This is a genomic window from Loktanella salsilacus (assembly GCF_024206795.1).
In the GTDB taxonomy this organism is placed as follows: domain Bacteria; phylum Pseudomonadota; class Alphaproteobacteria; order Rhodobacterales; family Rhodobacteraceae; genus Loktanella; species Loktanella salsilacus.
On record NZ_CP072995.1, the window covers coordinates 438,662 to 452,500 of the forward strand.

At 52.5% G+C, this 13,839-nt stretch carries 8 protein-coding genes, 1 tRNA gene and 2 rRNA genes (1 of these 11 running past the window's edge); 8 read left to right on the top strand and 3 right to left on the bottom strand.

The window, feature by feature from the left end:
• Positions 1–896 precede the first annotated feature (896 nt).
• The 8 genes from KBW81_RS18410 (at position 897) to KBW81_RS18820 (ending at position 10,856) form a co-directional block, all read left to right on the top strand.
• Positions 897–4,517, top strand: a complete 3,621-nt coding sequence (locus tag KBW81_RS18410) for an ORC-CDC6 family AAA ATPase (RefSeq protein WP_254249216.1) — start codon at positions 897–899, stop codon at positions 4,515–4,517.
• A gap of 16 nt (positions 4,518–4,533) precedes the next feature.
• On the top strand, positions 4,534–5,028 hold the full coding sequence (locus tag KBW81_RS18415; RefSeq protein WP_254249217.1) for a hypothetical protein: 495 nt from the start codon (positions 4,534–4,536) through the stop codon (positions 5,026–5,028).
• A gap of 372 nt (positions 5,029–5,400) precedes the next feature.
• A complete protein-coding gene (locus KBW81_RS18420; RefSeq protein ID WP_254249218.1) occupies positions 5,401–6,357 on the top strand; it encodes a DNA cytosine methyltransferase in 957 nt (318 codons plus the stop codon).
• Positions 6,354–7,268, top strand: coding sequence for a NaeI family type II restriction endonuclease (locus tag KBW81_RS18425; RefSeq protein WP_254249219.1), 915 nt, complete (start codon positions 6,354–6,356; stop codon positions 7,266–7,268). Before KBW81_RS18420 ends, KBW81_RS18425 begins: the two co-directional genes overlap by 4 nt.
• Positions 7,269–7,725: 457 nt before the next feature.
• A complete protein-coding gene (locus KBW81_RS18430; RefSeq protein ID WP_254249220.1) occupies positions 7,726–8,295 on the top strand; it encodes a hypothetical protein in 570 nt (189 codons plus the stop codon).
• The gene (locus tag KBW81_RS18435; protein ID WP_254249221.1) at positions 8,292–8,753 is read left to right on the top strand and encodes a hypothetical protein; all 462 of its coding nucleotides are present in this window, start codon (positions 8,292–8,294) and stop codon (positions 8,751–8,753) included. The genes KBW81_RS18430 and KBW81_RS18435 overlap by 4 nt, the downstream gene beginning before the upstream one ends.
• Before the next feature lie 220 nt (positions 8,754–8,973).
• Positions 8,974–9,120 (top strand): hypothetical protein, encoded by a 147-nt coding sequence (locus KBW81_RS18440; protein WP_254249222.1) that lies wholly within the window; start codon positions 8,974–8,976, stop codon positions 9,118–9,120.
• Between the two features lie 119 nt (positions 9,121–9,239).
• Positions 9,240–10,856 carry a recombinase family protein gene (locus tag KBW81_RS18820; protein ID WP_367305344.1) on the top strand — a complete coding sequence of 539 codons (1,617 nt, stop codon included), beginning with the start codon at positions 9,240–9,242 and terminating at the stop codon, positions 10,854–10,856.
• Here the strand turns inward: KBW81_RS18820 and KBW81_RS18450 are convergent.
• The 3 genes from KBW81_RS18450 to KBW81_RS18460 all read right to left on the bottom strand — a co-directional run.
• A tRNA-Met gene (locus KBW81_RS18450) sits at positions 10,813–10,889 on the bottom strand. The two genes, KBW81_RS18820 and KBW81_RS18450, sit on opposite strands and share 44 nt — an antisense overlap.
• An 84-nt stretch (positions 10,890–10,973) precedes the next feature.
• Positions 10,974–11,088: ribosomal RNA gene (gene rrf, locus KBW81_RS18455) — 5S ribosomal RNA — on the bottom strand.
• 153 nt (positions 11,089–11,241) lie between these two features.
• Positions 11,242–13,839, bottom strand: a 23S ribosomal RNA gene (locus tag KBW81_RS18460); it runs 243 nt beyond the window's last position.

A 13,839-nucleotide genomic window follows, 5' to 3' on the forward strand; every position in this document is an offset into this window, starting at 1 on the left:
GCCGTCGAGATTTGGCCTTCGACTAAGGCCAGTTGTAGCTTTGCACTTGCAGCAAACTTCGCCTTTCCGCCCTTTACTACGTCAGGCATAGCAACTGGAAAGCGATGCTCCGAACCCTAGGGATTGAAGCAAACGACTCTAGACGTCTCTGCTGGGTCGACGGATAATTAATAACTCTGATCGACGAAGCGGCCGTTCCTGACTCCAGCGGTGAAGTCCTTGATATTTGGCGGCAGCGATAGCTGCGCAGGGCCCTCTACTCACTAGACAGCCCGCGCAATCGCCTACGGCGGTCGCACAGGCTGTCGTTCGTCGGGGCTCTGCCCCAAACCCCGCCCGCCGGGAGCACCTTGGCGGTGAGCAGCAAGGTCATCGTTCCGCACTCCCCTTGCATCCCCTGCTCGCAGGTTCATCGTTCGCCACTCCCCCTGCACCCCCTGGCGTCTCCGACGGCTTAGGTCATCGTTCCGCACTCCCCCAAGACCCCCTACTCCCGGGAGAAGTCGTTCCGCACTCTTCCCCCAAACCCCCTGCTGCTCACGTTCCCACGTGGAGTTGAAAGGAAGGTCCTCTTAATGCTCTCCACAGCACTACTCGCAAGGCTGGAAAGCGGACTATCGCTACGGTGACACAGCATTTACGTCAGATCTCGAAGAACCAGAATCGAAATAAAGTTGCACCTTCAAAATGATGGTCGCAAAAAGAGGCCAGATAAAGCCGCATCGTTTGCTACCTATCTAAAGTTTCTGACCCGCCACGGTTGCAGTCAAGTCAAACTCTGCCAAGCTAGCTACTAAGTGTCGCGGTTGGACTAACGAGCTGATGATTCTAAAACTGAACGGCCTTAAACTGAAAAATCGCTGCCGAAAAATCTATTTATTGAAAAGGATCGTTAATTGTCTAGTAAGGGAAAATTCTGCTGCTTCCGGTGTCCTAAGCCCGATTTTAGTGTCAAGTCCATCGATGAATTATGCCCTGATTGCGGACAGCCTTACAACTTTGAGCTTAAGAACCCCCCTGAAAAAATTGGCAATTACAGAATTGTTCGTGCCCTTGGCCGCGGATTTTACGGAGCGACATTTGTTGCTGAGCGTATGGGACTTATTCCGCGTAAGTACGTCCTCAAAGTAATCCCGAAAGAAAATTACGTAAAATTCGGAAAAGACTTTTCGGAAGAGTGTGAAACTCACGCAAGAACTGCCAATGGAGCAGACTTCATTGTGGACATCGTCGATGCTTTTGATGGCCAAGCGGTATTCGGCGATTGCAAGCTTGAGGTACATGTTGCGGTCTTGGAATATTTGGACGGCGAGCCACTTCAGAGTTATCTAGATGGGAAATCGCAACTGAGCGCAGGCCTTGTGGCTCAAATAGCATGTGATCTGGTCAAGGTGGTTCATGAGCTTCGAGCTAGAAGTCAAAATCATAACGACTTTCATGCTGGTAACATATTGATCGAAGAACTCACTCGTGAGCGATACCGAGACGCCGCTCTTGAGCCCTCAGTCCGTGCAGTAGCAATTGATCTTGGCTCGACTTCTGGGGACCGCCGTTCAGGAGATGGATACAAGAGTGACCTGCATTGGGTTGCAGAACACATCGATATCCTCTCAAATAATTTGCTTCAGACTGCGGACGGTCAGATAGACGATCTCGATGCAAGAGTCGCGCTGTCATTGAGAGACGTTGTTGCATCGATTTCTGCACCCGTCGAAACCCAAAGAACGCCACCTGCTGAGGAAATGGTCAGAACCATTGAGCAAGCTTATTACCGATCAGGAGAGCCTTGGAGACCATGGCGCGCTCCTCTGATATTCAAGAACTTTGGCGAGTCCTACAACGCCCAGACCTTGGCACCATGGCACATTCCGCAGTTATTGGTGGACCCAGAAGGTGATTGGCAGAGGCGTGCAAGCTCAAAGGGACCTCTTATTGTCACCGGCATGCGGGGATGCGGAAAAACTATGTTGCTGAGATCGCTGCAGTTTCACGCTCGAGCCATGCAAAAGCGAGATGAAACTGAAGAGCAGGTGATCGCTAGATTGAAAAGTGATCGCTTTGTTGGTTTGTTTGTCTCAGCCCAAATTTTAGTGGACCGCGGCAGCTCAGGTGAAACACCCAACAACAAACTATTTGCAAGGTTACTACTTGCGTATGCTCTTGAGGCTTCGAGAGCTCTTGCCCATCTCAAGGATATCAAAGCAGATCTCGTATCTCCGCAAGCGCCCAAACTCATATCTGACGTACTTTCCGACCTACTTTCAGACTTCCAAATCGAGGTCCCAGGAAATTCCATCGAGCGTTTTGAACATGCTCTAGTTCGGAAACTTTTGGAGGTAAGCAAGCCTGACAACTCATGCACCTTGGATATCCACCCGTCAAAGTCTTTCCCAGCGCTTGCCAAAGCGATCGCACAATGCTCGAATATTTGGGCAGATGCTCGGATTCTATTTTTACTTGATGATGTATCCACAAGATATCTCAAGCCTGAGAAAATTGAAGAAATATTTTCTGCAATACTTTTCCAAAACACTGACCAAGGTGCAGATTGTGCGTTTAAACTTACGTCGGAAACTCAGACCATTTTTTTATCTTTGAAGTCATTAGGCGGAGTTGAATACGCAGCACATTGGCGAGATTTTGAGACGTTCGATCTGGGAGCGGAAGTATACACACGACTGAAAGGAAGGGGAGGAAAGGCATTCATTGGCGAAATTCTTTCGCAGAGGTCCCAGTACTTTTCAAGTCACCCAAAGACTCACCCTTCAGTTGTTTTAGGCGATAAAAAGTTAAAAGAACTCGCTTATGAGATCGCCGCAAATTCTGCAGCCTCTGGCCGTAGGAAGTCGGTCTATGCCGGGATATCTGCATTAAAGGCAGTTTGTGTAGGCGACATCGGTAGCGTCATTTCCATTTACGAAAGTATTTTGCATAAAGGCCAAACTGTCTACCCCGTATCAGCAGAAGTCCAGTCACAGGTTTTTCAGGATCACTGCTCCCGTCATCTCTATGTTTTGGACCGAAGAGGCAGCGATCTTAAAAATACTGCAAAGTCCTTTGCAGCTGCATCGCATCGCGCACTGGTAAATTCCTATCGAAAGGACGAATCTAGAGGCCTTCGGCAGTACACGTCTATCTATGTGAACGCCTCGGCCGAGGAAGCAGGTAACCAGAATGAGAAGCTGCGTGAATTGGTTGACGCAGGTGTTTTTGTCTTTCATGGCGGAACACCTAGGAGCAAAACTGAACACTCGGATCCAGTGCAGCAATTCAAACTTGTCTTCCGAAAGATCTATGGCCTCGCAGACTTCATCCCCTTGGCTGATAGAGACCGGTTTGAATTGACAGGTAAAGACTTATCTGAGTGGCTTTCAGATCCTCAAAAGGGGTCAGATCTCCTAAACAGAAATCTTGGTTCCGAGATTGATGAAGAATATGAAGCGGACGAAAGTGAAGCAAATGTTGTAGATCCAAAAACTCCTGAGAAGGAGCAAGCCGAGTTCGACCTTCCGGTTCCAGCGATTAAGTCGCAGGCAGCCGCACAGAAACATTACCTTGATATCCCGAAAATTTACGAGATGTCAGACAGAGAAGTCGAAATGCTTCAAGTGGATGAAATTTTGCTAGGCTTGGGCTTCGAAGAGTCATGCGAGAAATCGGCAATTAATTGTTTCGAAAAACTGAGCCCGAAAACAGCTAAGTTAATTGAATATAGTCTTTCAGGCCGAGCGGATGCCATCAAAGACATCGTGCTAGGTAAAGTGGATGACGTGAAAATCCAGAAAGCAGAGGCGCAGTCTTTTTTTGAGAAAGGGGACATGAAAATACGAAGACTGATCGACATTTCCGGACTAGCAAAACCGATAATCTACCGAAGTGTCAAACAAGCCCTGCAGTTGGAAGGGTTCGTATATTTGGCATTCACTGAACCAGAAGTGACCTCTCCTAAAGACGAAGAGCTAGCCAAGATACTGAAAGCTCAAGAACAGCATGATTCAGTTGTCGACAGTCTGCGTCAAATCGTCGGCAGCGAGTTTCCACCGTATCATTCGATCGAAGTTGACAGCATGGAGTCAGACGCTACCCGCAGTCGCGCACTGTTGGCTTTTTCAAGTTCATCCCATGAAAGGCTAGTCCATTTAGTTTCGGAGAGCAGCTACAATCATGCCGACTTGATAACTAGTACCGCTGATAGTTCCCACGCCAAAATCGCTGCGATGCTAGCTAAAGCGGCGGCGAGAGAAGCAGAATCGAGCGATATTATAGAGGTCGACCTCATGGATCCTCAAAATATTCTTAAAATAATCCAGCAATCTTACTCCCAAAAGTACCTTGATAGCGGTATGAACTTTGAGATCGGGCTGACAGGTGGAAAGCTCGATACAGTTGCGAGTGCCGCCTTTTGCTCTCGTTATCCAGTTAACAAAGTTTGGTACGTAAGGCCTGACAAGTTCGATCCCGATATATTCTCGCAAGGCGCGAAGAAAACTCGGTACTTCAAGATTTCAATAGACTAACGTTTAAGGTGGCCCAATGGCAAATTCCCCATATCTAAAAAATGATGCGCGTTTGGCTGAAGTTATCGCCGCAATTCAGGCTATGAGTATCTATAAGTTCTATAAGCTAGACTTTGCTGGATGGTCTGACCGCATTTCTGGCCACTCGGGGGAGGGCGAACATTGGAGGCAGGTCTTTGTAGACCATCCTGAGTTCTTTCGATTGGATGCGGCTAGGGAAAAGGCATCACTAGTGGCGAGACGTCAGCATCCAAAGAACTACGATGTTGACGCAAGAATTCAGATCGAAAATACTGTATTTCTTGCAATGGAAGACTCACAGAAGGCGCGCATTTCTAGGAGCCCATTGTCTCAAGGTGAAATTGCCTCGTTGATCCAAACGGCAGTTGAGCTCCACTCTAGGGCTATGGAACAAGCGAGAGATCGGCGTTGGTGGCTACCCGTTTTGACAGCTTTCATAGGCGCAGCTTCGGGTATAGCAGGAACTCTATTGGGCGCGTCGCTCACATAGCGGCTAGCAAATACTAAGGTAAGGTAACTTTTAGATACCGGCCCGACCGGTTGCTAGTTCGATTGGGCTGAAACACATCTTCACCGGGCCTATCGGTCCCCTGATGGCAATCGGCCAAATACCCAGCGCACATTAGATCCACCCAACCAAGCGCGGTCTTATTCGCAATTTCTATGTAGGAAATCAGGATGCGGTTGCCGGACAGGTCAAAAGACACTCCACCTTCGAAGCCGCTTGAGATCTTCGGCTTTAGAAGGTAGTGCACCTCGATACTAGCTGCGTTGATGTTCACTATATGTACTTCCGATAGTCGGAATCGCATTGAATATTGAGATTCAACATGCAGACTGCCTTGAGAGCAGGAGACCATACATGTTGACGTCAGTTGAACTTTGCGCCGGAGCCGGCGGCCAAGCACTTGGGCTCGAGCAAGCGAAATTCGATCACCAAGCGCTTGTAGAGATCGACAAGCACTGCTGCCAGACGCTCCGCAACAACCGGCCAGAATGGAACGTACTAGAGCAGTGCGTCGTCAAATTCAAAGAAGACGCACACAAGTATCGTGGAATTGACCTACTTGCAGGTGGTTTGCCTTGCCCACCTTTTTCTGTGGCAGGGAAAAAGCTCGGAGAAAAGGACGAAAGGAACCTCTTCAACGATGGCATCGATATAATTGATGCAATGCGGCCCAGGGCAGTTCTTTTCGAAAACGTGAAGGGTTTTATGCATCCCGCGTTCCGTGAGTATCGTGAGACAATCAAGGCAAGGCTTACAAAGCTTGGCTACGAAACCATGATACGGCCGGTCAACGCATCGGATTATGGAGTATCTCAGCTTCGACCACGCGTGATGATCGTCGCAGTCCAACATAAAGATGCGGAGTTTTTCGATTGGCCGACGCCAAATCCTAAGAATCCTCCAAGTGTCGGAGAGCTTTTGTACGACCTCATGTCCGAGCGTGGATGGCGCGGTGCCGAAGCTTGGAGGGATCAGGCAAACGAGGTTGCACCGACTATAGTTGGTGGATCAAAAAAACATGGAGGTCCCGACTTGGGGCCGACTAGAGCGAGAAGCGCATGGGCTTCACTCGGTGTCGAGGGTCGGACCATCGCAGTGGAAGCGCCCGACCCATTTCACAATGGAATGCCACGCCTTACTGTCCGTATGGTGGCGAGGATCCAAGGCTTTCCAGATGACTGGTCCTTCTTCGGTCCTAAGACACACGCTTACAAACAGGTTGGAAATGCCTTCCCGCCCCCTGTCGCAAAGGCGGTTAGCTCCAAGATTGCCGAACTTCTGCAACGTCGGAGGCTTTACGCAGTTGGATGAAGGTCAAAATACCTAGAAGCAAGCTTCAAGAAGGGCATTTCGACTTTAACCTTCTGACGCGCTTAAGAGACGAGATTGTTAGACGAGCGGGCGGGATGAAAAAACTCCGGGAATGGTTTGGTCCGATGCTTCGCGAAAATATTGATGGCATTATCGACACGCCAACAACCGGCAGGATCTTCATTGACGAGTTGGAGAATACGGAGAAGACTTATCTCGGAACCCGCGTGGAACTCGAACTACGTAACTTTCTAGACTTGCAACGAGGACTAACACTTGATCTCGAAATCCTCGGTATGGATATCGATGTTAAAAACACCACTGCAAGCAACTGGATGATACCAAGCGAAGCAATCGGCCACTCTTGTCTTGTCGTTGCAGCAGATGAAAATAGAGCACTATTCTTTGTAGGTCTGATCTTCGCGCATTCAGGTAACCTCACACAAGGGAAGAACAAAGACGGAAAAGGCACGTTGTCTTCGCCAAAAGGCTTTTCGAACATCCTTTGGATATTCCAAGGCGAGCCATACCAGAGAAACCTTTGGACCGTAATACCGAAGCACACTGTTGACTTCATCTTCTCCCTTCAAAATGGCAATGCTCGAGTCGCCGAACTATTCAGGCAAGTTACGGATACACCCATAGACCGAAAGATTGCCAACGGCGCGGCGAGGCAATCTGACTTCACACGCAGGATCAGATCAGACAAGTCAAAAGGAACGTTAGGAACAAGGGATGTCTTGGCGCTTGAAGGATATCTTCTTCTCAACGGAAAATATGATAGGAAACTGATTAAGGCTCTTTGTATGCCGGACTGCAAAGGCTCTGAGTGGATATCTCACAAAATTGCTGACATGACAGAGGAAACAATAGCAGCAAGTTTCGGAAAGACTGCCAGATACGTTCCATAGCTATTAATTGCTGCCAAATTTAGGGCAAACGCAGATGTTAAGCTGAATTATCTAATCCAGGACACATCGATTAATTGAGTTAGGATGATCGATTGCAGCATTTGCTGTAAATTGAGCGACGGCTAAGGCTCATTTTCGCCGCGAGGTTGTCCTTACATTAACTGCGTCGCGGACAATCGTTGTATCCAATTAAATTCTTCGAGCCAGTGCAGGCCGTGTGGCCCTCATATCCCATCGCTCCATCTTCTTTACAACAGTTCGCGCCTTTTGCGCGAAGTCGAGAGGGGCACCCTCTCGACGCTCTCCCGAATGATGCAGGCAGGAACGTTAGTGGGGTGAGCAGGCCGGTAGCCTGTTCTCGTGCACGCGCTTTTTGACGCGCACGAGAACAGACCCCGGCTGAGAGAGGGGAAGGAGATCGGGCGGGTCGGTTCACGCAACAAACCGAGGAGCTAACATGCTCGATTTCACCCAGACTAACCCGAAGATGACCGCCGCATGGCGGGACCACATTGCGCACGGCGACATCGTATCGTTCCGTTTTCCGCTTGCGGAAGTAGGTGCTGAAGATCGGCCTAAAGCACGGCCGTGCTTGGTGCTCGACATCCAGCAGATTGGCGATCGCCGCTACGCCTTGTTGGCGTATGGCACCAGCTCACGCCGTCCATCGAATGTCGGCTACGAGGTGCACGCCCGTAAGCGCGCTGAGTATCTCTCGGCGGGCCTCAACGAGCCGACGAAGTTTGTCGGCCGTCGGCGTGTGCTTGTGCCACTGACCCACCGTGGGTTCGTGATCTGCACTGCCATCGGCACCCCTGTTCTAGGCAGCCTCGACGGCGCGCCTTTGAAGCGGCTGAATGCGGTGCGCGGCCGCATCCATGCCGAACGCGATATCGCAGCCGAACGGCGTCGCGACCGTCGGAGCCTCAGCACATCGCCCCCGCATTCTGCGGTGCGCGGCACAGACTTCAGCGCCGAACATTGCAGTCCGGAGCAGCGCACCATTGGAGCGGAGGTCCAGGGATGAGCGTCGACTCGCAAAACACCCCGCGAACAGAGCTGGTTAGTCTGGTCCGATTTGCCATCGGCCTACGTCGCGGCATGCCGGAGCACCTGTTGTGCTATGTTGCCCCTCACATCAGCACCGACGGCCTGACGTGTGTGCAGGAGCTTGCGACATATCTCGACACCGAAGATGGTCTGCACTCGGAGCTGACTGAACAGCTCGGTGTGGTGATCGACACGATCCGCGCTGCCATCATCGAAGGGACGCGGCAGGAGCGGGTTCAGATTCCACCGGAACGCCTGATCGGGTGCAAACTCGCATACGACACCCAGCATGTCCGCAGTGAGGCGGCAGAAGCACTTATCACCGCCCTGCCCCAGATCGTGGCCTTCCACTCTGCCGTGCGCCAAGCGCTCGATCTGACGGAGGCGTTGCGTGTGAGCATGCAGATGATTGCACCGGACGGCATGAACCAATGACAACCAACGGCGCGCCCTGCGCGCGTCGTTCTTGAGGGCTTATTGCCCCTGCTGCTGGGCCGGATCACCCGGCAGCTGGCGCGTCGACATCCATTCTCTGCTGCTCCAGTCGGCGCGCCGCTTTCATCTGAACCCCATCAGAAAGTTTTTCCGCTGTCCTCGCCATGAACCGACCTTCTTTTTGCCACCACTATCGGTGGCTTGAACAAGGACACGACCCATGGCGACCGCCTCTCAATCCAAACTGACCGCTGCCAACGATAACCCAGGGGGCGCACAGACTCTCGATCCGCTGCTGATCCAGTTCGTGACCGTGATGGCGAAAGCCCACGCAATTGCCCTGACAAAGAAGGAGCGCCAGCAATGAGCGATACGCCCGTCAAGACCCGCCGCGCCGCAGCAGCCGCAACCCCCGCCGTCGGCACCTCGTTCAAGCCACCCAAGGCGGTGATCTACGCGCGCTATAGCTCCGACATGCAAAGCGACATGTCCTGCGAAGACCAGCTGGCGCAGGCACGCGAAGCTGCGGAGCGGCTTGGCCTTATTGTCGCCGGCGAGTTTCGCGATGAGGCAATCTCAGGGCGCACGCTCATGAACACACGCCCTGGCGTCATGGCGATGAAGGAGCGAGTTGCGCAGGGCGACATCACTTGCCTGATTGTCGAAGGTGTTGATCGTATCGGTCGCCGGGCAACTGACATCACCGGCATCTCGGAATGGTTCGAGGCCCGCGATGTCGATCTTATCGCTGCAAACGGCGGCAAAATGGACTGGAAGCTGATCCCGTTTTACGGTGCCATCGCCGAGTTCCAATCACGTGAGATCGCGGACAAAACGCGCCGGGGCCAAATTGGCACGACGAAGCGGTCACGTGTCGCAGCGGGTCTGGGATATGGCTACCGCATCGTGTCCGATACGCAGGGATTGAACCGCGAGGTCGATCAGGAAAAGGCCGTCATCGTGCGTAGAATTTTCGCCGACTATGCGGCAGGCGTGTCGCCGCGCGCGATTGCAGCGCAGCTGAATAAGGAAGGCGTCCCCTCCCCCTCCGGAGCCAAATGGAGTGACAGCACGCTCCGCGGCAATGCTAAGAAGCGTGATGGCTTGCTGCGCAATGAAGCCTACGTCGGCACGATCATCTACGGCCGCAACACCTTTCGACGCGACCCAGATACCGGGAACCGCATCTCGCGGCCCGCTGAGGCCCATAAGATCATCGACGCGTCCGCTCCCTCTCTTCAGATCCTTGACGACGACGTATGGAACACAGTGCAGGAACGCCTCGAAGCGACCCACGCAAGCTTTGCTGGCAAGACGTCACCGCTGAATGACAGCCACCGCGCCAAATATCTGCTGTCGCGCTTGCTAACTTGCGACTGCTGCGGCGGTGGTTATACGCTCGTCGCCAGTGATCGCTACGGTTGCTTCAACCGTAAGTCCAAAGGACTTGCCGTCTGCGCAAACACGAAGACAATCAAGCGCGACAAGCTTGAGGCACGCGTTCTTGCCAGCTTGCGCAAGGGACTAATCCACCCGGATCTGGCGGCGCATTTCGCACAAGAGGTGCTGCGGCAGATGATGAGTGCTGCGGCAGAACGCGGCCCCAGCCGCAGCGACTTGGAGACCAAGCTCGCCAAAGTCGATCAGGCCATCGGGCGGCTCTTGGATCTCCTCGAGGACGCCAGTGATAGCGCCTCGCTCTTGGCTCGCCTCAAGGGCCGGGAAGCAGATCGCCTCCGCTTGCAGCAGGCACTTACAGAAGCAGAACAAGAGCTGCCGGTAGAAGATCTTCCAACTGCGTCTGACCTCATCGCAGGCTACGACGCACACGTCGCGCATCTCGAGACGCTGCTGTCAGGCTCCGGTGCCGTGATTGAGGCTAACGAAGTGCTGCGGGCAATGCTGGACACAATCGCGGTTTGGCCAGACGAAGACGCACCGGACGGGCTGCGGGTGGAGATCCGCAGCTCAGCGAGCCAGTGCTTTCTGCATGCAGGGGGTGTGCCAAACGCAAAAGGCCTCCCGAGGGAGGCCATTTTGCGATTGAGTAAGATCTCAGTGGTTGCGGGAGTAGGATTTGAACCTACGACCTTCAGGTTATGAGCCTGACGAGCTACCGGGCTGCTCCATCCCGCGCCATTATTGGACGTTATTTTTGTCCATATGTCGCTGTATTTGTTTGTTTTATATCGTTGAGAGATACGTGTCTGTGTTTATTAGGTGTGGCAATGACTTACTCTCCCACGTCTTAAGACGCAGTACCATCAGCGCGGTGGCACTTAACTGCCGAGTTCGGGATGGGATCGGGTGTTTTGCTCACGCTATGATCACCACACCAAAAAAACACAGACCGCGGGGGATTTTATCCCCCGCGTTTTCACATCAGCGGCCTGCGTTTTCACGCAAACCGTCGTTCAAGTCAGCACAACTGATGTTGTGGTGTGTATGTATTTTGATTTGGTCAGTGGAAGTCTTGCTTCTACTGGATCAAATCAAGCCTATTGGACCATTAGTACCAGTCAACTGAACACATTGCTGCGCTTACATCTCTGGCCTATCGACGAGGTGGTCTACCTCGGTCCTCAGGGATACCTTGTTTTGAGGGGGGCTTCCCGCTTAGATGCCTTCAGCGGTTATCCTGTCCGATCATAGCTACCCTGCACTGCCGTTGGCACGACAACAGGTCCACCAGTGGATCGTTCACCCCGGTCCTCTCGTACTAGGGGCAACTCCTCTCAAGTATCCTACACCCACGGAAGATAGGGACCGAACTGTCTCACGACGTTCTAAACCCAGCTCACGTACCTCTTTAAACGGCGAACAGCCGTACCCTTGGGACCTGCTCCAGCCCCAGGATGAGATGAGCCGACATCGAGGTGCCAAACGGTGCCGTCGATATGGACTCTTGGGCACCATCAGCCTGTTATCCCCAGCGTACCTTTTATCCGTTGAGCGATGGCCCTTCCACTCGGGACCACCGGATCACTATGGCCGACTTTCGTCTCTGCTCGACTTGTCAGTCTTGCAGTCAGGCTGGCTTCTGCCATTGCACTCAACGAGCGATTTCCGACCGCTCTGAGCCAACCTTCGCGCGCCTCCGTTACAATTTGGGAGGCGACCGCCCCAGTCAAACTACCCACCATACAGGGTCCCGGATCCGGATAACGGACCGCGGTTAGACATCAAGCAGAGCAAGGGTGGTATCTCAAGGGAGGCTCCACCGAGACCAGAGTCCCGGCTTCAAAGCCTACCACCTATCCTGCGCATGCTGTACCTGATGCCAATGTAAAGTTGTAGTAAAGGTGCATGGGGTCTTTCCGTCTAACCGCGGGTAGCCTGCATCTTGACAGGCAATTCAATTTCGCTGAGTCCACATTTGAGACAGCGGGGAAGTCGTTACGCCATTCGTGCAGGTCGGAACTTACCCGACAAGGAATTTCGCTACCTTAGGACCGTTATAGTTACGGCCGCCGTTTACCTGGGCTTCAATTCGGAGCTTGCACTCCTCCTTTTAACCTTCAGGCACCGGGCAGGCGTCAGACCCTATACGTCGTCTTACGACTTCGCAGAGCCCTGTGTTTTTAGTAAACAGTCGCCACCCCCTGGTTTGTGCCCCCGCCCAAAACTTGCGTTCTGAACGGGCCTCCTTCTCGCGAACTTACGGAGGTATTTTGCCGAGTTCCTTAAATGTGGTTCTCTCAAGCGCCTTGGTATTCTCTACCAGTCCACCTGTGTCGGTTTAGGGTACGATCTTAAAGGAGGGCTATTTCCAGGAACCTGTTAGCAGCCCATTCAATCCGATAAGGATGAACTACGTCTCAGATCCGTCACCACTCCACGGCCCAGGAATATTAACCTGGTTCCCATCGACTACGCCTTTCGGCCTCGCCTTAGGGGTCGGCTTACCCTGCTCAGATTAGCTTTAAGCAGGAACCCTTGGACTTTCGGCGAGGGAGTCTCTCACTCCCTTTGTCGCTACTCATGTCATCATTCTCACTAGTGATCTCTCCACCCCATCCCTCACAGGGGGGCTTCACAGAAAGCTCCACGTCTCCAAAGCAGCCTAAACTGCTAAAGAGACAAGGAACTATGTCACACTACGCTCTGCTACCGCGTATATTGCTATACACCCTAGACTTCGGCTCATGGCTTGAGCCCCGTTACATCTTCGCCGCAGGACAACTTATTTAGACCAGTGAGCTGTTACGCTATCTTTAAAGGATGGCTGCTTCTAAGCCAACCTCCTGGTTGTTTTGGTCGTCCCACCTGCTTTCCCACTTAGCCATGAATTAGGGGCCTTAGTCGTAGGTCAGGGTTGTTTCCCTTTTCACACCGGACGTTAGCACCCGATGTGTGTCTGCCGTCTAGTACTCCTCGGTATTCGGAGTTTGGTTAGGATCAGTAAGCCGGTAAGGCCCCATTACCCATCCAGTGCTCTACCCCCGAGGGTATTCGGACGACGCTCTACCTAAATAGATTTCGCAGAGAACCAGCTATCTCCGAGTTTGATTGGCCTTTCACCCCTAGGCACACCTCATCCCGACCTTTTTCAACAGGTGTGGGTTCGGACCTCCAGTTAGTGTTACCTAACCTTCATCCTGGACATGCCTAGATCACTCGGTTTCGGGTCTGATCCCACAAACTCAATCGCCCTATTAAGACTCGCTTTCGCTGCGCCTACACCTAACGGCTTAAGCTTGCTTGTGAGACCAAGTCGATGACCCATTATACAAAAGGTACGCTGTCAGGCCTCAATAAAGGACCCTCCAACTGCTTGTAGGCGTTCGGTTTCAGGAACTGTTTCACTCCCCTCGTCGGGGTGCTTTTCACCTTTCCCTCACGGTACTGGTTCGCTATCGGTCAGTAAGGAGTACTTAGCCTTCGAAGGTGGTCCTCCGATGTTCAGACAGGATTTCACGTGTCCCGCCCTACTTAATACGTCCAATTGAGCTTCCAATACGGGGCTGTCACCCACTCTGGCTATCCTTTCCAGGATATTCTTGTCACTCTCATGGCTCGGCTGGTCCCCGTTCGCTCGCCGCTACTAGGGGAGTATCTGTTGATTTCCTTTCCTCCGGGTACTTAG